We start from the raw sequence: 21682 nt of genomic DNA on the forward strand, positions 1-21682 counted from the left end.
AGAAGGGTCAGCCGGCCGGTGCGAAGTCGAGCTGGTCGTCCACGACGGCCACGACCGACCACACGTTGCCGTCGGCGTCGGAGAGCTCGTACGCGGGCAGGAGCACCGCCGCGCCGTCGGGCTGGTACTGCACCGCGAGGCCGAGGCGCGCGTCCGTGATCGTCACCTCCGTGACGGGCCACGCGAACCGGGCGCCCGCACCGACCGTGGGCGGCACGGTGGGCACCTCGGGCTCGACGGGCGCGATCTCCGGCACGGCCTGCACGCCGTCGCGCGCCCACGCGATCATGCCGCCCCCGCCGAACCGCGGGTCGCCCAGGCGGTCCACCGCCTCCGCGGGGCTCACCACGTCGGAGGACCCGATCGCGACGCGCGGCGCGAGGCTCCCGTACAGCGACGCGAGCCCGCCCCCGGAGTACGTCGCGCTCCACTGCGTCCCGGTGCGCTGCCCCTCGACGACCTCGTACGCGGTCACGGAGGTCGCCCGCGGCGCGCCCTGGTCGGCGGGCTGCTCCTCCGCGACGACCTCGTACCCCGCGGGGTCGAGGCCGAGCGTCCCGAGCAGGTCGCGCAGCCGCTCGACCGCGTCCGCGCCGCTCGGCGGCGCACCGTGGTCGGGCTCCTCGCACGTGCCCGGCTCGACGGACGGGCTCGTCGCGTCGTCCCCGCCGTCGGCCGGCATCGGCGTCACGACCACGCAGCCCCACGGGTCGTTCGTCGGGTCGTTGTAGCTCACGCTCGCGAGGCCGTCGGGCTGCAGCGAGACGGTCGGTCCTGTCCAGTCCGTCGACCCCACGACGTAGGAGCCGTAGTCCTCGCGCACCTCGCCGTCGACGCCGAGCGCGTCCGCGACGCGCTGTGCGGTCTCCTGCGAGAACACGCCCGCGGCGTCGTACGCCCACGCGTCCGCGCTGGTCCCCTGCGTCGAGAGACCGTCCTGGTGGAACACCGTGCGCCCGCCCCAGAAGCCGGGGTAGGCCATGTCCGCCGAGGCACGGGCGTCGGACCCGAACGCCTGCCCGGACGCAGCGCCGTCGGCAGCGGCCCCGGACTCCTCCTGGGCGGTCGCGCCCCCGAGCTGGATCGGCGCGAGCGCGGTGGACTCCGCCGCCGAGTCTCCCGCGGACGACGCCCCCACCGCTCCGGCACCGAGCGCGTAGCCGCCCGCCCCGACGACGAGCACGCCCGCCACCGCCGCGGCGACCTGGAGGGGGACCCGCCTGCGAAGGCGTCGCGCACGACGTTCGGCGAGCTCGTCGACGAGGATCGCCGTCGGGCCGTCGGGCCCGGAGAGCGGGCCTCCGTCGGGCGCGTCGTCAGGCGTGCCGGCAGGCGTCCCTGCGGCGAGCGCCTCGGGGACGCGGTCTCGGACCGCAGCCTCCAGGGCTTCGGTGTCCGGTGCGGCGCCCGCCGCCGGGTCGGCGGCGCGGAGGCGCTCGAGGCCGGAGTCGTCGGGCTGGTCGGGGGTATGGGTGGTCATGTCGCCCTCCAGGTACTGCGGGGGCCGCGCCGCGGGGGCCGCGGCCGGTCGGGTCTACCCCGGATGTGTGCTCAGGCGCCCGACTCTTGCGCGAGGGCCGCCTGCTCCGCCCACGCGGTGCGCAGCCGCGCCCGCGCCCGCGAGAGCGCGGCGTCGGCGCCCCCGCGCGACGTGCCGAGGACCGCCGCCAGGTCGTCGCCGCCCAGGCCCTCCCAGGCGTGCAGGAGGAGGATGCGCCGGTCGCGGTCCGACAGCGCGCCGAGCGCACGCCGGACCTCGTCGTCCTGCACGACGACGTGCTCGACGTCCGCGCCGTCGTCACCGCGCTCCGGCACCTCCGCGACGGGGAGCGCCCGCGCCTTGCGCCGGTGGTTGGCGAGGACGAAGCCCGCGGTGCGGTACAGCCACGGGAGCTCGGCGCCGTCGGGCACGTCCGCGCGGCGCCGCCAGGCCGTCGCGAGGACCTCGGCCGTGAGGTCGTCGGCGTCCGGGCCCACGGAGCCGGCGGCGCTCGGCAGCCGGCGGCGGAAGTAGCGGTAGAGCGGCGTCGCGTGCGCGGCGAAGAGCGCGGCGAACCAGGCCTCGTCGTGGACGGCGGCGTCGGTATCGACGTCGTGGCCCTCGTCGGTCGTCACAGCGGCTCCTCGTCGGCGGGTCGGGGCTGTCAACCGCTCTGTGTCCCGGGGAGCCCGTTCCTTGCACGGCGCGTCCTTCACCCGAACCTCACCCGCGACGGCACCGATCCTGCCACCGCCCAGCACCTACGCTGTGGGACATGACGACGACGGAGCCGGCCGACCTGCCGCCGCGCCACACGGGCGGTCGGCGACGTCGGCACTGGGCGTCCTGGCTGGGCTGGGGCCTGATCCTGCTGGCCGTGCTCCTCGTGGTGTGCGTGGCGCTGCTGGCCCGCGACGCCCTCGCCGCGCGCGACGCGCTGACGCGCGCGCTCGACGAGGTCCCCGCGGCCGAGGAGGCCCTGCGCGCCGGCGACGTCGAGACCGCGGAGGCCGCCCTGGACCGGGTCCAGCCCTACACCGCGACGGCGCGCGCGAGCACGGACGGCCCGCTGTGGTCCCTGGCCGCGCACCTCCCCGTGTACGGGCAGGACGTCCGGGCGTTCTCCGCCGCCGCCGCGACCGTCGACGACCTCGCGGCCGTGGTGCTGCCGTCGCTCACGCAGGCGCTCGGCGCCGTCGAGGGCGACAGCCTGACGCTCACGGGCGACGGCGTCGACCTCGCCCCGCTCACCGAGGCGGCCCCGGCCATGGCGCGGGCCGCCGACGCGTTCGACGACATCGACGCCCGGCTCGCCCGCGTCGACCCCGACGCGCTGCACCAGGAGATCGCGGAGCCGTACGCGACGCTCGTCGCGCGGACCGACGACCTGCGCCCGGTCGTGCGCACCGCGGACCGCCTCACCACGCTCGGCCCCGCCATGCTCGGCGCCGACGGGCCGCGCCGGTACCTCGTGGTCGCGCTGAACAGCGCCGAGCTGCGCGCGGGCGGCGGCATCCCGGGAGCGCTCGCGGTCCTGACGGTCGACGGCGGCGCCGTCTCGCTCGAGCGCCAGGCCTCGACGGCCGACGTCCCGCCGTTCGCCGAGCCCGTCCTCCCGCTGGACCCCGGGGTCGAGCAGCTCTTCACCGACCGCGTGGGCCGGTACGTGCAGGACACCCCGCTCACGCCCGACTTCCCCACGACCGCGGAGCTCACGGCGGCCATGTGGGAGCAGGCGCAGGGCGAGACCCTCGACGGGGTGGTCGCGACGGACCCCGTCGCGCTGTCGTACCTGCTCGAGGCCACCGGGCCGCTCGACGTCCCCGCGGGCGACGACACCGTGACGCTCGACGCGGGCAACGTCGTCCAGGCCCTCCTGTCGGACTCCTACGCCCGGCTCGAGCCGGGGCCGGAGACGGACGCCTTCTTCGCCTCCGTCGCGACCTCCGTCCTCGGGACGTTCCTCGCCGGGGGCGCCGACCCGGGGCTCGCGCGCGACGCCCTCGCGCGCGCCGCGGACGAGCACCGCGTGCTCCTGTGGTCCGCGCACCCCGACGAGCAGGACCGCCTGGCGGGCACGGTCGTCGCGGGCGACATCGACACCGCCGACCGCGCGGCGAGCTCCGTCGGCGTGTTCCTCAACGACGCCACCGGCGGCAAGATGGGCTACTACCTCGACACGGACGTCCGGCTCACCGGGAGCGTGTGCACCGACGGCGGGCGGGTCGACACCTTCAGCGCCGCGCTGACGTCCACCGCGCCGGCCGACGCCGGGTCGAGCCTGCCGTGGTACGTCACGGGCGGCGGCATCTCGGGCGTCACTCCGGGGAACGTGCGCACGGTGGTCGTCCTCTACCCGCCCCGCGGCGGCGAGGTCGGCACCGTCCGCGTGGGCGGGGCGCCGACGGGAGCCCTCGTCGCGGAGGTGGGTGGCCGGCGCGCGGCGTCGCTCCCCGTCGAGCTCGGCCCCGGCCAGAGCACCGCGGTCTCCTTCACCGTGACCTCGCCGGCCGACCCGCAGGACGGTCCCGGCACCGACGGCACGATCGACGTGTGGACGACCCCGACGGTGTCGACGCCCGGCCTCGAGGTGGTCCCGGTCGCCGCGTGCGGGTGAACCGTCGCGGCGTCCTGCCGGACGCCGGCGGCACCGCCCTCGAGAGGCGCCCGTTCGTTCACCGGAACCCGCCCAGGATCACGGCGCGATAACGATGGTCCTGGTGCCCACAATTCACCCGGACGACCGTCCAGTTGGGCACCGGATCCTCGCTATTCTGGGCGCCTGTCGCTCGACCCGTGCCACCGGTCCCTGACGCACGATGCATCACGGACCGCACTCCGGGGCTCTCTGTGTACCGGAACACCACAATCCCTGAACCGAGACGGGTGAAGAAGCCATGCGTACCTCGAAGGGTCTGCGCAGCACGGGGCGGGCGGTGCTCGTCGGAGCGCTCTCCGCGGTCGCCGCGCTCCTGACCGTCCCCGTCGTCGCGACGTCCGCGAGCGCGGCCACCACCGACCCCGAGACCTACGTCCCGGAGATCACCGTGGCCTCGCCGGTCTGCGACGGCGACGTCCCCTATCTCGACTACGTCTTCGAGCTCCCCGAGAACTACGAGAACGACGAGGCGAACCCGCTCACGATCACGTGGGTCAACCCCGACGGCGACGACGTCGTCCAGTCCGGCCTGCCGCTCTCGGGCCGCGTCCTGTGGCCCGGTGCCGAGGTCGACGGTGCGGGCAACCCCGTCGACTGGCCCGGCTGGAGCCTCGTGGACGGCGAGTGGGTCGTCGGCGACGAGTTCGACTGGGTCCGCGCGGGCGTGACGGTGGTCTTCGAGGTCAACCCGACGGCCGAGACCGTCGTGGCCTACCCGCCGTCGACCCCGGAGTGCGCGACGAACCCGCCCGGCACCCCGGAGCCGACGATCAAGGTCGACGTGCTCACGCCCGTCTGCGTCGAGGGAGTCTCCTACCTCGACTACGGGGTCTCGGTCACCGGCACGCCGAACACGACGGCGACGCTGACGTGGCACAACCCGGACGGCGAGGACGAGGTCATGGCCGACCTCCCCCTCAGCGGACGGGTCCTGTGGCCCGGTGCGTATCCCGAGCGCTTCGTCGACCTGCCGGCCGACGAGGGCTGGGAGCTCGTGAACAACATGTGGATCAACACCGCGACCCACGGCTGGGCCACGGGCACCGTGGACCTGACGTTCGCCGTGAACCCCGAGGTGACCGTCCCGGTGACGTACCCGCAGGACACGAGCAACTGCTTCCCCGGCGTGACGACGGTCGACAACCCCGTCGCCGGGAGCCAGAACCCGACGCTCGCGGAGACCGGCGCGACGGTCGGCCTGTATGCCGCGATCGCGGCCGGACTCGCCGTGGTCGGCGCGGCGATCGTCCTCCTGACGCGCCGGACCCGCAAGGGCTGACCGGCACCCCACGCACGACGAAGGCCTCGCACCCGGCAGGGTGCGAGGCCTTCGTGGCGTCGGCCGGTCGTGGGGGCGGCGCCCGGTCCGGGCGGACCGTCAGGTCGTCAGGCGGCCGCCCAGCCGCCGGCCGCCAGGCGCGACTCCAGGCCCTCGAAGGCCCAGCGGTCGACGACGAGCACCGCGCCGCCGGGAGCGTCCGGGACGTACCACTGGAGCTGCTCGACGGTGCGCACCTCGGCGCCGGACCCGTCGACGCACGAGAGCGTCCAGCGTGCGAGCGTCGCGGGCGTGCCGGCGACCTCGACCTCCGACTCGGAGGCCTCCCCGACCGCGCGGGCGGCGAGCCCGTCGCTGCCCGGGCAGGTGGCGCCGTCGGGCACGTGGGCGGCGGCGGGGTCGACGCCGTCGAGACCCGCACCGGTGAGGATCTCGAAGCTCGGGCAGACCGCGTCCTCGGGGCACCCGCCCGAGCGGACCTGCGTGACGCCGTCGGCGGGCTGGAGCACGGACCAGTACTCGGCGGCCGGGAGCTGCAGGGGGCCGACCGGGACCTTGCCCTCGTCGGCGTGCGCGCCGTGCGCGCCGTGGTCCTCGGCCGTGGCCGGGCCCGAGCCTCCTTCGGCGGTCGCGTCGGGCTCGGAGGCCCCCGTGCACCCGGCCAGGAGCACGCCGCCGAGCGCGACGACCGCCAGGGAGAGGGAGAAACGAGTCGTTCGATGGTGCACGTGCACGATGGTCGCCTTTCACGGTCGGAGGTCCCCGCAGCCCACTGGGGGGAGCTGCGGAGACCTCGTCGGTCTTGTCACGCTAGCGAGCGCGAACGCCGGTAGAGATGCGGGAGACCCACACGGTGGCGGCTCGCGGGTACGGGATTCCCCGTACCCGCGAGCCACCGAGGCGGGGCCTCGTCAGGGACGTCGGTGGTGCGTCAGCACGCGCCGCCGTCGGCCCACGGACCCCACGCCGAGGCGCCGGGGGTGTCGTTCTGGGTCCAGTACCGCGCCGTCCACACGTGGCCGCCGTGGCTCACGACCGCGCCGCCGCTGTACGCCGTCCCCGCGACCCAGGCCGCCGCGGTGCACTCGCCCGTCCCGGTGCCGGGTCCGCCCGGACCCTCGCCGCCCCCGGAGCCCGGGAGGTCGACGACGGTCACGCCGCGCGGGTGGTCGTACGTCGTGGCGTAGTCCACGCCGTCGACCGTGACGATCACGTTGGAGAACTGGGCCGCAGGCATCGACCACTTGAGCTGGTTCGTGATCGAGCCGCCCGCCGGGATGCCCCCGGTCGGGACCGTGAACTGCACGGTGTGGAAGTCGCCGTCGAGGCCGCCGACGTTGTCGCCCGTGTGCCCCTTCGCGGTGACCGTGGTCTTGAAGCCGCTCCAGTCGCTCATCTCGCCCGGGTCGGTCGTGCCGTACTGGAACGAGATCGTCGCGCCGGCCGGGATGTCCTTCGCACCCTTGTTGGTGAAGACGACCTTGGGCGAGATCGGGTAGTTGTTGTCACCGAGCGCGAACTCCGTGTACCGGATGTCGACGTCGAGCGCCTGCGTCGGCATCTTCCTGTCGGCGTTCGCCTTCGACGCGCCGTACGGCGTCGTGGCCGAGAGCTTGCTGTGCATGAGGTCGACGAGCGTGCTGCCGATCTCGTACTGTCCCTTCGCCTGGTCGTAGCCGAAGTCGCCCGCGAGCTCCCAGATCATCAGGCCGCCGAGGCCGGTGTCCGCGACGTAGTCCGCCTTGGCGGCGATCGCGTCGGTCGAGTCGCCCGAGAGGAACGTCTTCGTCTGCGCGTTCCACCACCACTCGTTCTTGGTGACCGGGTCGAAGTGGCGCTCGTACGTGCCCTGGATCGTGTCGGTGACGCCGTACGCGGAGACGTAGTCGCCGGTGACGCCCTTCTCGAGGTTGAGCACGTGCCACATCGGGTTGACGCCCGCGGGGACCGCGTTGCCCTGCGGGTCGCTGTCGTACCAGAGGTTGTCGATGCCCTCCGCGCCGTAGCCGCACTTGTTGTTGGTGCCCGCCGGGCAGAGGAACCCGGCCGGCGCCTTCGCGGTGCCGCCCATGCCGTAGGTGCCGCCCTGGACGCCCTGGAAGCCGCGCGTGTAGAACGGCACGCCCAGGTTGATGCGGCCGGCCTGCATCGCGCCGCGGAAGTAGTGCGAGGCCCAGTCGCCGTTGAGGTAGCCGATCCCCTTGTAGGCGCTGTAGACGCCGCCGGCCGCGAGCTCGGGGTCCTTGCCGTCGTCGAACAGGGCGCCGTTGCCGCCCACGTACTCGTTCCAGGCGCCGTGCAGGTCGTACGTCATCATGTTGACGTAGTCCGTGTACTGCGTGACCTGGTAGACCTCCATGCCGCGCAGCAGCCACCCCGACGACGGCGTCGCGGTCGTGAGCATGTAGTACTCGCCGTCCTGGGCGCCCGCCGCGTCGAGCTTCTCGCGCAGAGTCTTCATGAGGTTCACGTAGCCCTGGAAGAGCTGCCCGCGGCGCTTGTCGGAGATCTGGAAGTCGTCCGGGTTGCCGGCCTGGTTGTTGGACGTCGGGTACTCGTAGTCGATGTCGATGCCGTCGAACCCGTACTGGCGGACGAAGTCCACGACCGAGTCCGCGAAGGTGTCGATGCGCGCCTGCGACTCCGTCATCGTGTAGAAGCCGCCCGACGCGACGCGGTTGCCGCTCGCGTCGAAGTAGCCGCCCGTCTCGGCCCAGCCGCCCACGGCGGGGATGACCTTGACGCCCGGGTGGGCTTTCTTGTACTTCGCCAGCAGGTTGAAGTGGCCCGTGTAGTCGAGCGTCGGGTCCATCTCCGCGCCCGCGACGCCCGGCCACGTCATGTCCGTCGCTGCGTTGCCCGCCGCGCCGGCGTTCACCGAGACCTTGTCGTTCCCGTCGATGTGCGCGAACGCGTAGTTGATGTGGGAGAGCTTGTCCCAGGGGATATCGCTCGCGAGGTAGCGCGGCTGGCCGTTCGCGCCGGTCCGCCAGCTCGAGAAGTAGCCGATGACGCGGCGGTCCAGGCCGTTGGGCAGCTTCTCGCGCCCGCTCTCGTCGTACACGTCGCAGTAGGGCGTCCGGACGCCCGGCGTCTGCGCCATGCCGTCAGGACGGCACTTCTCGTCCGGGTTCGCGGCGGGGTCCGTCGTCGGGTCCGTCGTCGGGTCCGTCGTCGGGTCGGTCGTCGGGTCGGTCGTCGGGTCGGTCGTCGGGTCGGTCGTCGGGTCCGTGGTCGGATCCGTCGTCGGGTCGGTCGTGGGCTCCTCGGTCGGGGTGCCGCCGCACGCTCCGAGCGACTCCCACGGCCCGTACTGCTCCGTGCCCGGGACGTTGTTCTGCGTCCACCACTTCGCCCGGTAGTTCTGGCCGCCGTACGAGACGGTCGCGCCGCCCCCGTAGGCCGGGGTCGCGGACCAGGGGTCCGCGCACGCCGTGGTCGCGGCGGCGACGACGGGGGTCGCGGCCTGCGCGGCCGCGGCACCGGCGAGGCCGGTGGCCAGCACGGCGAGCGTCGTGACGGCCGCGACGACCTGTGGCCGGCGTCCGGGAGCGCGGGGGGCGCGCGTCCGGGGGGTCAGGGACAACCGCATGGGGGTACCTCGATCTGCTGGGTTGGTGCGCACGACGCCGGACGGCGTCGCGTCGGGCGCGGTCGCCCAGGGGGAGGGCGACCGTCAGGCGCTGGGGGGTGCCGAGCGGGGCCCGTCACGACGGTGGTCGGCGACGGGTGCGTCGGTGACGCGGCGAGGGGCGGGTGCACGGGGCGGGTGCACGGGACTCGTCATCGGCCCGCCGTCGACCGCGTCGTGGACGGGCCCCGCCCGGCGGCGCCGGTCGCTCATGGCGACCGGCGCCGTCAGGGGGTCGACGAAGGCCGACGAAGGCCGACGAAGGCCGAGTGTCAGCAGGCGCCCAACGACTCCCAGGGGCCGTACTGCTCCGCGCCCGGGACGTTGTTCTGCGTCCACCACTTCGCGCGGAAGCTCTGGCCCTGGTAGGAGACCGTCGCGCCACCGGTGTAGACCGCGCTCGACGACCAGGCGGGCGCCGTGCACGTGCCCGGGTCCGTGGGGTCGGTCGGGTCCGTCGGGTCGGTCGGGTCCGTCGGGTCGGTCGCACCGCACGTGCCGGTCGCCTCCCACGGGCCGCCCGCGCTCGGGCGGTCACCCTGGGTCCACCACTTCGCGCGGTAGTTCTTCCCCTCGAACGACACCGTCGCGCCGCCCGTGTACACCGCGCTCGCCGACCACGCGGCCAGGCAGTCCGTCGGGTCCGTCGGGTCCGTCGGGTCCGTCGGGTCGGTCGGGTCCGTCGGGTCGGTCGGGTCCGTCGGGTCGGTCGGGTCCGCCACGCCGTCGACCGGACCGGCCGGGAGCGCACGGATCTTGTCCGTGAATCCGCCGAGCAGCGTGCCGTCGTGGTTGCCGGAGAGGTCCCACCACATGCCGCCACCGAGGTTCAGGCGGTCGATGTACTCCGCCTTGGCGGCGACGGACCGCGCGTTGTCGTAGCCCCACCACTGGTCACCGTCGTAGCGCCAGGCCGAGACCGTCGCCGGGTCGTAGTAGTCCTGGCCCCGTGTGCGGAGCTTGTCGTAGTCCTCGTTGCCCGCCTCCCAGGTGCCGGGGGCTGCTCCCGTCGCCGCCGACCACGGGGCCGAGGACGTGACGCCCTTCCAGCCGCGGCCGTACATGGCCATGCCGAGGCCGAGCTGGCTCGGGTCGACGCCGCCGCGCAGGTACTCCTGCACCGCCTTGTCGGCGCTGAACTGGCGGTTGGCCGCCCGCGGGTCGGCAGGGTCGTCGTACAGGTTGGCCTGGGGGCCGGCGAGCGCGGGGTCCCACGCGCCGTGCAGGTCGTAGCCCTGGACGTTGCCGTAGTCGAGAGAGTCGAAGATCGCCGGGTCGTTCCAGCCGCCCGCCGCGATGTCGTCGGGGTTGGCCGGGAGGAACGCCGAGAGCAGGTAGTGCTTGCCGGTCTGCGCGCCGTACGCGTCGAGCTGCTTGCGGAACTCGGCGAGCAGCAGCTTGAAGTTCGCGCGGTCGTTCACGGTGTCGACGTAGTTGCCCACCTCGCCGTTGTTCGAGCCGGGCCACTCCCAGTCGATGTCGATGCCGTCGAACACGCCCGCGGCAGCGCCGGCCCCGCCGCGGCCGTCGATCACGGGGAGGTTGCCCTTGATGTAGATGTCGATGCACGACGACACGAGCTTCTCGCGCGACGCCTGCGTCGCGGCAGCCCGCGAGAAGTTCTTGGACCAGGTCCAGCCACCGATGGAGATGAGGGCGCGGAGCTGCGGGTTCTTCGCCTTGAGCTGCTTGAGCTGGTTGAACGAGCCGGCGAGCGGCTGGTCCCACGTGTCCGCCACGCCGGCCACGGAGTTCGCCGCGGTGTAGCCCATGCCGAAGTCGGCCCACGCGTCACCGGCGCCGTCGGAGCCGTTGGGCCCCGTGCCCTGCGCCTTGTTCGCGATGAAGCACGTGAGGTTCTGGTAGTGGATGTTGCCGAACGAGTAGTTGATGTGCGTGAGGTCCTGGGCGGCGCCGGAGTCCTGGACCTTCTTGAGCTGGAAGTTGCGGCCGTACACGCCCCACTGCGTGAAGTAGCCGACGTTGCGGTAGCCGTTCACGTCGCTGTCGCCCGGGTGGGAGACGGCGGCGGGTGCGACCTCGGCAGCCTGGGCCGGCGCGACTCCCGCGAGGAGCCCGCCGACGAGCGCCGCTGCGGTCGCGAGCGCCGCGAGGCGCGCGCCGCGACGACGCCCCGGTCGGGGTGGTCTGGTGAAGAGGGACACGTCCATGGGTCCTGCCTCGTTGCTGGTGCGGTGGGCCACGTCGCCGTCCTCCGGAGTCTCCGTCGCCCTCGGGTCCCCTCGAACGTAATGACGCGGGCATCGTGTCGTTATCCGCGCTTCCCACATTGTTCATGGTGCGAACTTACCCGTGCCATAAGGGTTACCCCGTAGGACAGACGCCCCCAGAAACGGACGAAACCCATCGAATCGCCCTCGGTCGAGGACCCGCGATACGTACCGCTGCTGCGGGAGTCGTGGATTCCCCTCAGCGCCCGACGCGGTGCGCGAGCACGGTGAGCTCGACGCGCGAGCGCACCCCGAGCTTGCGGAACACGCGGCCGAGATGCACCTCCACCGTGCGGACCGACAGGTAGAGCTGGTCCGCCGCCTCCCGGTTGGACGCGCCCTGGACGACGAGCAGCGCGACGTCGAGCTCGCGCTCCGTGAGCTCGTCGGACCACCGCCCCCGGAGCTCGGCGAGCGCCTCGTCCGACACGTCGCTCTCGCGCACCGCGAGCCGGCACGCGTCCGGCGGCACGGGGCGGGGCACCGACGTCGGGTCGGCGCCCGGCCGCTGCCCACCGAGCACCCCGGGCAGCGGCGCGTGCAGTCCCGCGGCGCGCGCGGCGGCGGCCCACGACCCGGCGGGCGCCCCGCCCACCACCGTCCCGGACGCCCCCGCCGGTATCGGGGACCCGAGCGCGTCGTCGGTCACCGGCCCGCCGAGGAGCCGGACGACGTCGGCGTGCTCGTCCCGCGCGATCGTCGTCCAGGCGTCCGCCCCCGCGTCGTCGAACAGCTCGATCGCGGACAGGAAGAGGCCGTGCGCGCGCTGCAGCTCGCCCGCGCGCACGAGGGCGCGCGCGGCGCAGAGGTCGGTCCGCGCGTGCTCGTACGGCGAGGCCGTGGTCCGGTTCACCCGTGTCGCCCGCTCGAGCGGCACGGTGAGGTCCTCGGGCGCGGCCAGGGACACGTCGGCCCGGACGAGCGTCGCCGACCGCAGCGACGGCGGCAGCTCCTTCGCGTCCACCTTCCGTCGCGCCAGCGCGCGCTGCGCCGCGTCGTGGCGTCCCGCGACGACCCACGCCTCGACGTCGTCCAGCCCCGGCAGCGGGAGCATGCGTGCGCTGTCGGGACGCTCACGCTCCGCCGCGAGCTCCAGCAGCGTGGCCGCCTGGGTGACGTGGTGGGCGAACGCGGCACCCATCGCCCGGTCCACGAGGAGCCCGAGCCGCACCGGGCGGGACGTCGGGCTCGCGCACGTCTCCTCGAGCGCCGTCGCCACCGGGCCCACGACGCCCCGGGTCATCATGTCGAGACGACGGGCCGCCGCCACGCCGAGCCCGGCGAACGGCAGCCCGAGCGGGAGCCGGAACGCTGCCTCCGCGAGCTCGTCCGCGGCCCGGGTCAGGGTGCCACGCCACAGGTGCACGAGCGACTGCGCCAGCCGGACGTGCGCCTCCGCGAGCGGTGTGAGGGCGGCGTCCGGGCCGTCGAACCACCGGCCGCCGTCGCGGACCGGGGCGAGGGACGCGACGACGCTCGCGAGCGTCTGCGCCGCGTCGTCGAGCCGGTCGTCGGCGGCGAGGGCGAGCGCACGGCTCACCTGCAGCGACGCCTCGTGGTCGGGCCCGAGGTCGACGTCGGGGACCACGCCGCGCTCGCCCACGCCGAACACCGCCGCCCAGGACCGTGCGAGCGCGAGCCCCGCCGCCGTCTCGTCGTCGTCGCACCAGGACGCGAGGAACGTCGCCGTGTCGAGGAGCTGTGACGTGCTCACGCCGTCGCCCCGCTCCGCGTGCAGCCGCGCCGCGTTGAGCACGCCCGACACGACCCCCGCCACCGCGTCCGGCGCCAGGTCGTCGGGCTGCCCGCCGCGCAGGTAGGGCGAGAGCACGTCGTCGGGGACCTGGCCCTCGGCGAGCGTCAGCGCGGCGACGAGCGGCCCGAGCGTCCGCGCCCGCAGCGCGTCGTCGCCGCTGCGCGACGCCTTGCGCAACCAGTCCGCCGCGTCCTGCACGTGGCCCGACCGCAGCGCGGCGACACCCGCGATCGCGAACGCCTCGGCGCGGTGCTCGGTCGCGGCCTGGCTCGCCGCCTCCCGGGCGACCTCGTGCGCCCAGACGACGTCCCCGCGGTCCAGGTGCCGCCGCGCGATCCGCAGCAGCCCCGGGACGAGCGCCGGGTCGCCGACGAGCGTCGCGAGCGCCGAGTGCCACACCGAGACGTCGTCCTCACCGGCGCGGCGGTGCGCCTCGGCGAGCGCGACGTGCGCCGTCGTGCGCTCGGCGAGCCGCGCGTCCGCGTGGACCAGGGACCGCAGGCGCGGGTCGACGAACGCGAAGCGGCCACCCACGAGCGCGAGGTGCTCGGCGAGCGGACCGTCGAGCACCTCGTCCATCGCGAGGCCGGTCGCCGACAGCAGCAGCTCGGTCCGGTCGACGACGGCCACGGCCGCGACGAGGAGCGCGTGCCGCTCGCCCTCGCTGAGGGCGGCGAGACGGTCGGCGAAGAGGGAGCGCACGGCGGGGACGGCCGGCAACGGGTCCGGGAGGATCGACCCCCCGGAGAGCTGCTCGGGCGTGAGCAGCGCCGCCGTCTGCGTGAGCGCCGCGGCGTTGCCGCCGAGGAGCCCCGCGAGGCGCGCCGCGACGTGCGGCGCGACGGCGAGCCGACGCTCGACGAGCAGCAGGTGCAGGGCGTCTGCCGCCGCGAGGGGCGGGACGGCGCGGAGCTCGAACGGCCCCGAGGACGGGTCGAGCTCGCCCGCGGTCGCCGTCCCGAGGAGCACGACCGGCGCGTGCCGCTGCGCGACGAGGCTCGCGAGGACCGCCCTGCTGAGCTCGTCCTGGAGGTGCAGGTCGTCGGCCACGAGGACGACCGTCGCGCCGTCGAACGACTCCAGGAGGAGCTCGGCGAGCGCGACCGCCGCGACCTCGGGGAGGTACCCGAAGCCGGGGTCGACGGGCTCGAGGACGCGCGTGAGGCGCTCGGGGACGACGCCGCCTGCGAGCTGCGACACCTGCGACACCAGCGACACGACCGCGGAGCCCGGCGCGGGAGCACCCGCGGGCGGGCGACACCGCAGGGTGAGCGTCGGGCGCGCGAAGGTGGACGTCGCGACGGCCTCGCACACGAGCTCGAGCGTCGCGCTCGCCCCCATGCCGCGCTCCGCCGTCCAGACGAGGCCGCCCTTGCCCTCGCTCACGGCGGCGAGCGCGCGGTCGATCTCCTGCGCGCGGGAGGAGAGCCGCTCGAGCCGTCGCGCGGACCGCGTGTCCGCGCGACGGTGCGGCTCGGGAACCAGGTAGTCGTGCTGTTCTGACATGTCGGGACCCTCCGTCCGGGGGCTTCTTCGCCCGTCGACCGGATGAAATGTTAACAACCCTCCGTAAACAAGGGATCACCACATCGTTTCCCGGTCGTCACACGACCGCCACCTGGGCCGACGGCGCTTGCCCCTCCTGGGTGGGAGGGCTAGCCTGGCCTCGATCCCCGTCGCGGCCACGGTTCTCGTGCGCCCCGACCCGGGTGCGGCGCCCACGGCGCCGCCGCCACGAGAGCGAGGTGAGCCCCATGCCGGACGGCAGCAGTCATAGAACCGCGCACTGCGCGCTCACCCTCCGTGGCCCGCAGCCCGTCGCCTGAGTCCGCGAGCACCCTCGAGGACTCCCTCGACCGGCCGTCGCCCCCGCGCGGGGAGGTCGCCAGTGCGCACCGCGCGCGCCGTCGTGCGCGCCGCAGGACCACCCGCTGACGCACCCGCCGACCCACCCGCACGCGCCACCCACCCGGTGGCGCTCGCCCGTGGTCGTCGGCCCGCCGAGAAGGACGACCACCATGACCCAGCGCTCGCCAGCCACCGAGACCCGGACCCGCCCCGCACGCCTCCCCCTGCGGGACGCGCGCGACGACCGACGCCGCGCCCGCCGACCGAACCTGGAACGCCAGTCGATCTCCTTCACCGTCGGCCTGTACGTGTTCATCTGCGTCGCGCTGCTGCTCGCCCACGTCACCGCCGGGGGTGTCTGATGACGACGACGCTGCCCGAGCCCACGAGCCTCGCCGCCGCGGCGCGCGTCGACCGCGCCCTCCCCGCGCCCGCGCGCGGCGGGCTGGACCTGCACGCCCGCGCGCACGGCACCGGCGCCCCCCGGTTCGACCCCCGCGTCCTGCGCTCCCGCTGGGTCCAGGTCGGCGTGGGCGACCCCGACGCGACGGCCCGCGCTGCCGAGCACGGCGTCGACTTCGCCGCCGCCGGGGGTCGGGTCTGGGAGACGGACGCCCACGTCTACCTCCCCGTGACCGCCACGCGGCGCGACGGCGACCGGGTCGTCTACGAGCGGATCGTGCTCGCCCTCTCCCCCGACGTCGTCGTGACCGCCCAGCCGCAGCGCCACTACGGCGTCTTCGACAAGGCGATCGCACGCATGCGGCGCACCCCGTGGCTCATCGCCTCCTCCTACGGCGTCGCGTACTCGCTGCTGTACGCGCTCAACGAGGCGGCCGACCGGGTCGTGTCGTACGCGAGCGACCTCCTCGAGGACATGTCCGACGAGATCGACGAGGCGACGCGCGGCGTCGACTCCCGCGGCCGGGAGATCGGGGTGAGCGACATGCAGGACACCATCACCCGCATGAACCGCGCGGAGGAGATCGTCTCGCGCGCCCAGGAGTCCCAGCTCTCGCTCGCCCGCGCCGCGCGGCACCTGCGCAGCGAGATCGCCGACTCGGACCCCGTGCTCGCGGGACTGGTCGAGACCCTGGTCGCGGACGTCGACGGGGTGAAGCAGCACGCGAGCTTCGAGCACGACAAGGTGCGGTACCTGCAGCAGGCGATCATGACCTCGCTCGACGTCAAGCAGGCCCAGATCGTCAAGGTCTTCACGATCATCACGGCCGTCTTCCTGCCGCCGACGCTCATCGCGTCGTTCTACGGCATGAACTTCACGCACATGCCCGAGCTCGACCGCCCGTACGGCTTCACGCTCACGGTCCTGCTCACCCTCGTGGCAGCCGTCATCCCGCTCGCCTACATCAAGCGCCGCGGCTGGCTCCGCTGACCTCAGCGGCGCGCGCTCGCGTCTCAAGCCCGCGGGGTCGGGTCCACGGCGCACGCTCGGGCCTCAAGCCCGCGGGGTCGGGTCCACGGCGCACGCTCGGGCCTCAAGCCCGCGGGGTCGGGCCCGCGGCGCGGGCTCGGGCCTCAAGCCCGCAAGTCGGGTCCGCGGCGCGGAGCTGGTGCGACCGTCCCACGCGGCGACCGAATGCGGCAGTGGGAACATGCTCGGTGAACCGACACCGCGTGCAGTCGCCCGAGGTGAGCGCCGACCAGGGCGAGACGACGCCGGGCGGGGTGGGTGGTGGTGCCGCGTCGTGGCGGGCCTGGCGGGAGCCGCGAGGAACGAGCGGCGGATGGTAGACGCGGCACCACCACCCACCCCGACCACCCAACCCGACCACACGCCGTCGACACGGTAACCACGGCTCTACCTCGAACAACCACGGCTCTGTCTCACGCGACGCTCTGCGGGAGGTGCATCAGGCCTCGAGGATCAGCGTGACCGGGCCGTCGTTGACGAGCTCCACGGCCATGTGCGCCCCGAACCGCCCGGTCGCGACCTCGATCCCGCGCTCGCGCAGCCGCGCCACGACCGCCTCGACCAAGGGCTCCGCGACGGGACCGGGCGCCGCGCCGTTCCACGAGGGTCGGCGGCCCTTCTTCGTGTCGGCGTAGAGCGTGAACTGGCTGACGACCAGCACGGGAGCGCCCTCGTCCTGCACCGAGCGCTCCCCCGCGAGGATCCGGAGCTCTGCGATCTTGCGCGCGATCGTCTCGACCTGCGTGTCGCCGTCGTCGTGGGTCACGCCGACGAGCGCGAGCACGCCCGGACGGTCGATCGCTCCCACGACCTCCGTCGTGCCGTCCTCGGACACCACGCTCACGCTCGCGCGCGAGACGCGCTGCAGGACGGCCCTCACGCGTGTCGCTCCGTGTCGAGCACCGCGCGCACCGACCCCACCGGGCGACCCGCGCCGAGCACGGGCACGTCGCCGAGCGCGGTCAGCGCCGCGTCGTCGGCCCCTGCCACGCCGAGCGCGCCGAGGCGCCGGAGCGCGGCGGCGAGCACCGCGGGCCGCGGGCGGGAGCCGCCGTCGAGCACCTTGAAGGCGAGCGCGCTGCCGTCGGGCAGTCCGGCACCGTAGACGCCGTCCGCGCCGTCCTTGGCGACCAGGCCCGGCACCGCGCGCATCGCGAGCGTCGCGTCCCGGCCCGTCCCGCCGACCATCTCCGGGAACGCCGCCATCGCGCGGGCGACGTGCGCCTCCGGCGAGCGCGGGTCGCGCTCCGGGGCGGCCGCGAGCCGCCCGAACGCGCGCGCGAGGCCGCGCACGGTCGTGGAGAAGAGCGGCGCCCCGCACCCGTCGACGGTCACGTGCTCGACCGGCACGCTGGTCGCCTGGGCGACGGTCTCACGGACCGCGACCTGCAGCGGGTGGTCGACGTCCAGGTAGGTGGCGGTGTCCCAGCCGGCGGCGACGCACGTCGCGAGCATCGCCGCGTGCTTGCCGGAGCAGTTCTGCGTGATCGACGACGGCCCGTGGCCCTCGCGCTGCCACGCGAACGCGGCGGGCGGGTGGAGCGGCATGTCGGGCGTGTTCTGCAGCGCCGACTCGTCGAGCCCGACGCCCTCGAGGATCTCCCGGACCCCGGCGAGGTGCTCCGGCTCCCCGTTGTGGCTCGCCGCGGCGAGCGCGAGGAGACGCGGCGGGAGGACGAGCCCGTGCCGCAGCATCGCGACGGCCTGGAACGGCTTGACGCTCGACCGCGGCCAGATCACGGCGTCGGCGTCGCCACGCTCCAGGACCGGCCCGCGGTCATCGCCCAGCAGGACGAGGTGCCCGGCGTGGACCGACTCCACGAGGTCACCCCGGACGACCTCGGCGAGCGGGACGGCGGCGCGCTCGATCCCGCCCCGGACGTGCCCGGTCACCGGCGCGTCACCAGCCGCCGGGGCGGCCGGACGACCCGTTGCCGCGGCCGTTGCCGTACGGCAGGAGCCGGGGACGCACGTCCACGAGGTAGACGATCGCCGCGACCACGCCGATGACCCCGAAGAAGCCCCCGACGCTCATCGGCGGCAGCGAGACGAATCCGAGGGCTGCCGCGACGCCGAGGATCGCGAGCCAGATCGGCTTGGTCAGCTTGCCCTCGGCCGTGAACGCGCTCGCGGGACGTCGGATCGCGTCGACGAGCGCGACGAGCTCCGTCACGAACACGACGAGCATGAGCACGAAGAAGACGATCCACTGGAGCGACCCGATGATTCCCACGGGCACGAGCCTACGGTCTGGCGAGCGGCCACGGCACCACCCGCAGCCCGACCGACCGCGCGGCGGTCACCACGTGCGGGTCCCAGGCCGCCACGATCGTGTCGTCGTGCGCGACGGCGAGAGCGCTCGCCACGTGCACCGCGTCGTTGCTGCGCAGCGCACCGGCCGCGACGAGCGCCGACGCGCGGTCGGCGACCTCGCCGGAGACCTCGACCACGTGCAGCGCGGGGTACAGCTCGTCCCACGCGCCGAGGGCGCGCGCGTGGCCCGGGCCGTCGAGCACGCCGCCGCGGGCGCCCGCGGCGAGGGCCGCCCGCACCTCGACGTCGGCGAGGCGGCTCGTCACGACGACGTCCGCCCGGTTCCACAGGCGGCTCGCCAGCGCGGAGCCCGCCTCGGGGACGCAGAGCTTCACGAGGGCGCTCGCGTCGAAGTAGACCAGGGCCATCGGGGCCTCAGCGCCGGATCCGGCGCACGAGCGCGGCGACGCCGCCCCCGCGACCGCCACGGGCGCCGTCGGACGGTCGCACCCCGTCCGCGCCCTCCGTCCGCGTGCCGGCGTCCGCGGGGACCGCGTGGACCGGGCGCTCGCCCGCCGGCGGGACCAGCACGCCGTCGCGCACGAGCTCGGTGACCAGGTCCGCCGTCGCGACGCCCGTCAGCCGGGCGACGGGGACGCCGCGCTCGGTGATGACGACCTCCTCGCCCTCCCTGGCCCGCTCGATCCACGACTTGAGCTCGGCGCGCAGGGCGCTGACGGGGACCTCCATGCCCCGACGGTACCGGCCCGGGGCGCCGCTGTGCAGGGTGAAGAACGTCCCGTTCGCCCGAGGGGGCCGGGTTCGCCCGCTCAGAGCTCGGGGAGGGCGTCGCGCGCCTGCTGCGGCGTCGCCCCGGCCGCCTCCAGGAGGTCGACGATGGGCGACCGCACGAGCATGACGAGGGACTGCACCTGCCAGTCGCCGTCGCCGAGCGCGTGCGGGTCGGCGCTGTGCGCGACCTCGAGGAGGACCTCGCGCGCCACGGCCGGGTCACGACCGGCGCCGACCGCCTCGGCGAGCACGTGCACCCCGGCGCCGAACCGGGCGACGAGGTCCGCGACGTCGTCGAGAGCACGCTCGTCCGGCCCGCCCGCGACCGGCATCGCGCGCCGCGCCAGGACGCGCACGCTGCGCATCGCCCGGTCCACGAGGACCGCCTGGCGCTCGAGCCCGCCGAGCTCGTCCCGGTGCCGCAGGCCGGCCGCGCTCACGCGCGCGAGCTCGCGCGCCGACGACGCCGACGACTGCCAGTCCTCGAGCGCGCCCTCGGACGCGCGGCCCTTGACGAGCGCCGCCTCGAGGTCGGCGCGGTCGCGCCCGCGCAGCCCGCGCGCGAGGACGTCGAGGACGGCGGCGAGCTCCGTCGTCGCCTCGGCACCCAGCAGCCGGGGACGCCGGCGCGGGTCGCCCGGGGTGAGGGCGGCGACCGCGAGCGCGACGGCGCCGCCCACGAGCGCGTCCGTCCACCGTCCGAGCGGGCCGCCCGCCTGCGCGGCCGGGAGCCCGACGATGACGATCGCCTGCACCCCGGCCTGCGTCGTGAGCATCGCGCCGCGGTCGATGAAGCGGGCCGCGAGCGCGGAGACGGCGAGCACTACGGCGACCTGCCACCACCCGGACCCGATCGCGTGGACCACGAGGTCGCCGAGGCCGACCCCGATCGCGACCCCGACCGCGAGCTCGAGGACGCGGCGGAGCTGGCGGTCCTGGCTGAACCCGAGGCAGATCCACGCGGAGACCGGCGCGAAGAAGGGAGCCGTGTGGCCCAGCCCGTACCGAGCGATGCCGAACGCGAGACCGGCGGCGGCCGACGCCTGGAGGATGGGCCACAGCGCCACGCGGACGCGCGAGGCGCCCTGGCGGATCCGGGCCCGGAGGAGGAGCCGGCGCCACGCGGTGCGGGCGACGTCGACCGCACCGGGGCCCGACGCCGGCCCCGCGGTCACAGCATGCTCGTCGGCGCGCCCTCGCCGCGGGGCGTGATCCCCCGGCCGACGGGGCCGCGCGGGGCGGGGCGGTCGACCGAGACGCCCTCGCCCGGCACCACGACCTCCTGCGCCGCGGAGATCGCGCCGCCGTCGCAGTCGACGAGGAGCTCGGCGTCCTCGGGCACGCTGCGCTTGAGGACGGCGAGCGCGATCGGGCCGAGCTCGTGGTGGCGCGCGACCGACGTCACGGCGCCGACGGACCGCCCGTCGAGCGTGACGTCGGCGCCCGGCACGGGCAGCAGGTGCCCCGAGCCGTCGAGGTGCAGCATCACGACCCGGCGCGGGGGGCGCCCGAGGTTGTGCACGCGCGCGATCGTCTCCTGGCCCCGGTAGCAGCCCTTGTGCATGTGGACGGAGGTGCGCAGCCAGTCGGTCTCGTGCGGGATGGACCGGTGGTCGACCTCGGTCGCGAGCCGCGGCCGCCACGCCTCGACGCGCGCGGCCTCGCTCGCCCACGTACCCACGAGCCGCCAGCCCGCCGCCTCGCGCGCCGCGACGGCGTCGGCCAGCTCCGTCCGCGGCACCAGCACGAGCCGCCACGGCCGCTCCCGCCCCGGGTGCTCGTCCGCGGGCGGGCCGTAGCGCGTGCCGCCGCCGATGACGCGCGGCCACGGGTCGCGCCACGTGACCGGCTCGCCCTCCGCGCCCTCGGCGTCGACGGGCTCGCCGAGCGCCGCCCAGTCGTCGGTCGCGTCGGCGATCTCGACGCGGAGCATGAACTTCATGCGGTCGAGCCACGCGGCGAGGTCCGCGGCGTGCGAGCGCTCGGTGACGAGCCACGTCGTCTCGCCGTCGTCGACGACGGACGCGGCGTGCTCGACGTGGCCCTGCGGCGAGAGCACGAGCAGCTCGGTGGAGGTCCGCGGGGCGAGCGCCGTGAGGTCCTGCGACGTGATGGAGTGCAGCCAGCTCAGGCGGTCCGGGCCCGTGACGGTGACGACGCCCAGGTGCGACTGGTCGACGACGGCGCCGCCCGTGCGCAGGGCACGCTGCTCCCCCGTCGGGTCGCCGTAGTGCCACGCGACGCCCTCGTCGGGGCCGGTCGCGGGCACCGCACCGTGGCGGGACAGGAGCGGGCTGGTGTAGCCGGTGGTCACGGGTGGT

At 75.0% G+C, this 21682-nt stretch carries 17 protein-coding genes; 4 read left to right on the forward strand and 13 right to left on the reverse strand.

Annotated features, from left to right (window positions below):
- Positions 1-7 precede the first annotated feature (7 nt).
- Positions 8-1480 (reverse strand): hypothetical protein, encoded by a 1473-nt coding sequence (locus JOE63_RS18855; protein WP_204543028.1) that lies wholly within the window; start codon positions 1478-1480, stop codon positions 8-10.
- 71 nt (positions 1481-1551) lie between these two features.
- Positions 1552-2115, reverse strand: a complete 564-nt coding sequence (locus JOE63_RS18860) for an RNA polymerase sigma factor (RefSeq protein WP_087469903.1) — start codon at positions 2113-2115, stop codon at positions 1552-1554.
- 140 nt (positions 2116-2255) lie between these two features.
- Between JOE63_RS18860 and JOE63_RS18865 the strand changes: the two genes are divergently transcribed.
- Together JOE63_RS18865 and JOE63_RS18870 are read left to right on the forward strand one after the other, a co-directional pair.
- Entirely contained in the window at positions 2256-4097 is a 1842-nt protein-coding gene (locus JOE63_RS18865; RefSeq protein ID WP_087469904.1) for a DUF4012 domain-containing protein, read from the forward strand.
- 280 nt (positions 4098-4377) lie between these two features.
- Complete coding sequence (locus tag JOE63_RS18870; protein ID WP_087469905.1) at positions 4378-5418, forward strand: hypothetical protein; 1041 nt, start codon at positions 4378-4380, stop codon at positions 5416-5418.
- A 107-nt stretch (positions 5419-5525) separates the two neighbouring features.
- Here the strand turns inward: JOE63_RS18870 and JOE63_RS18875 are convergent, their stop codons facing one another.
- The 4 genes from JOE63_RS18875 to JOE63_RS18890 all read right to left on the reverse strand — a co-directional run bounded on the left by JOE63_RS18875 (position 5526) and on the right by JOE63_RS18890 (position 14542).
- Entirely contained in the window at positions 5526-6146 is a 621-nt protein-coding gene (locus JOE63_RS18875) for a hypothetical protein (RefSeq protein WP_204543030.1), read from the reverse strand.
- A gap of 203 nt (positions 6147-6349) precedes the next feature.
- On the reverse strand, positions 6350-9010 hold the full coding sequence (locus tag JOE63_RS18880; RefSeq protein ID WP_204543032.1) for a glycosyl hydrolase family 18 protein: 2661 nt from the start codon (positions 9008-9010) through the stop codon (positions 6350-6352).
- Positions 9011-9321: 311 nt separating this feature from the next.
- Positions 9322-11253: a glycosyl hydrolase family 18 protein gene (locus tag JOE63_RS18885; RefSeq protein ID WP_307840230.1), complete on the reverse strand. Its 1932-nt coding sequence runs from the start codon at positions 11251-11253 to the stop codon at positions 9322-9324.
- Between the two features lie 226 nt (positions 11254-11479).
- On the reverse strand, positions 11480-14542 hold the full coding sequence (locus JOE63_RS18890; protein WP_204543033.1) for a LuxR C-terminal-related transcriptional regulator: 3063 nt from the start codon (positions 14540-14542) through the stop codon (positions 11480-11482).
- Between the two features lie 512 nt (positions 14543-15054).
- Here JOE63_RS18890 and JOE63_RS18895 point away from each other — a divergent pair.
- Both JOE63_RS18895 and JOE63_RS18900 read left to right on the forward strand, forming a co-directional pair.
- Positions 15055-15246 carry a hypothetical protein gene (locus tag JOE63_RS18895; RefSeq protein WP_087469910.1) on the forward strand — a complete coding sequence of 64 codons (192 nt, stop codon included), beginning with the start codon at positions 15055-15057 and terminating at the stop codon, positions 15244-15246.
- Positions 15246-16277: a CorA family divalent cation transporter gene (locus tag JOE63_RS18900; RefSeq protein ID WP_087469911.1), complete on the forward strand. Its 1032-nt coding sequence runs from the start codon at positions 15246-15248 to the stop codon at positions 16275-16277. Before JOE63_RS18895 ends, JOE63_RS18900 begins: the two co-directional genes overlap by 1 nt.
- 478 nt (positions 16278-16755) lie before the next feature.
- On the opposite strand, the gene dtd is transcribed toward JOE63_RS18900, so the two are convergent.
- From dtd to ygfZ, 7 genes are all read right to left on the reverse strand, one after another.
- Positions 16756-17196 (reverse strand): D-aminoacyl-tRNA deacylase, encoded by a 441-nt coding sequence (gene dtd, locus JOE63_RS18905; protein WP_204543035.1) that lies wholly within the window; start codon positions 17194-17196, stop codon positions 16756-16758.
- Positions 17193-18209 carry an asparaginase gene (locus tag JOE63_RS18910; protein ID WP_204543037.1) on the reverse strand — a complete coding sequence of 339 codons (1017 nt, stop codon included), beginning with the start codon at positions 18207-18209 and terminating at the stop codon, positions 17193-17195. The genes dtd and JOE63_RS18910 overlap by 4 nt, the downstream gene beginning before the upstream one ends.
- Positions 18210-18216: 7 nt before the next feature.
- Positions 18217-18549, reverse strand: a complete 333-nt coding sequence (locus JOE63_RS18915; RefSeq protein ID WP_307840232.1) for a DUF2516 family protein — start codon at positions 18547-18549, stop codon at positions 18217-18219.
- A 10-nt stretch (positions 18550-18559) separates the two neighbouring features.
- The gene (locus JOE63_RS18920) at positions 18560-18997 is read right to left on the reverse strand and encodes a type II toxin-antitoxin system VapC family toxin (RefSeq protein WP_087472542.1); all 438 of its coding nucleotides are present in this window, start codon (positions 18995-18997) and stop codon (positions 18560-18562) included.
- Between the two features lie 7 nt (positions 18998-19004).
- The gene (locus tag JOE63_RS18925) at positions 19005-19319 is read right to left on the reverse strand and encodes a type II toxin-antitoxin system Phd/YefM family antitoxin (protein WP_087469913.1); all 315 of its coding nucleotides are present in this window, start codon (positions 19317-19319) and stop codon (positions 19005-19007) included.
- An 80-nt stretch (positions 19320-19399) separates the two neighbouring features.
- Positions 19400-20536, reverse strand: a complete 1137-nt coding sequence (locus tag JOE63_RS18930; RefSeq protein ID WP_204543039.1) for an FUSC family protein — start codon at positions 20534-20536, stop codon at positions 19400-19402.
- Positions 20533-21675: a CAF17-like 4Fe-4S cluster assembly/insertion protein YgfZ gene (gene ygfZ / locus JOE63_RS18935; protein WP_307840233.1), complete on the reverse strand. Its 1143-nt coding sequence runs from the start codon at positions 21673-21675 to the stop codon at positions 20533-20535. Before ygfZ ends, JOE63_RS18930 begins: the two co-directional genes overlap by 4 nt.
- Positions 21676-21682 lie beyond the last annotated feature (7 nt).

This window comes from Cellulosimicrobium cellulans (genome assembly GCF_016907755.1).
Taxonomy (GTDB): domain Bacteria; phylum Actinomycetota; class Actinomycetes; order Actinomycetales; family Cellulomonadaceae; genus Cellulosimicrobium; species Cellulosimicrobium cellulans_D.

What these genes read in the sequence shown, in the direction of transcription:
- JOE63_RS18855 (WP_204543028.1), bottom strand. Translation starts at nt 1,480, where the DNA reads ATGACCACCCATACCCCCGACCAGCCCGACGACTCCGGCCTCGAGCGC.
- JOE63_RS18920 (WP_087472542.1), bottom strand. Translation starts at nt 18,997, where the DNA reads ATGGCCCTGGTCTACTTCGACGCGAGCGCCCTCGTGAAGCTCTGCGTC.
- JOE63_RS18890 (WP_204543033.1), bottom strand. Translation starts at nt 14,542, where the DNA reads ATGTCAGAACAGCACGACTACCTGGTTCCCGAGCCGCACCGTCGCGCG.
- JOE63_RS18925 (WP_087469913.1), bottom strand. Translation starts at nt 19,319, where the DNA reads ATGGAGGTCCCCGTCAGCGCCCTGCGCGCCGAGCTCAAGTCGTGGATC.
- JOE63_RS18870 (WP_087469905.1), top strand. Translation starts at nt 4,378, where the DNA reads ATGCGTACCTCGAAGGGTCTGCGCAGCACGGGGCGGGCGGTGCTCGTC.
- JOE63_RS18900 (WP_087469911.1), top strand. Translation starts at nt 15,246, where the DNA reads ATGACGACGACGCTGCCCGAGCCCACGAGCCTCGCCGCCGCGGCGCGC.
- JOE63_RS18880 (WP_204543032.1), bottom strand. Translation starts at nt 9,010, where the DNA reads ATGCGGTTGTCCCTGACCCCCCGGACGCGCGCCCCCCGCGCTCCCGGA.
- JOE63_RS18895 (WP_087469910.1), top strand. Translation starts at nt 15,055, where the DNA reads ATGACCCAGCGCTCGCCAGCCACCGAGACCCGGACCCGCCCCGCACGC.
- JOE63_RS18865 (WP_087469904.1), top strand. Translation starts at nt 2,256, where the DNA reads ATGACGACGACGGAGCCGGCCGACCTGCCGCCGCGCCACACGGGCGGT.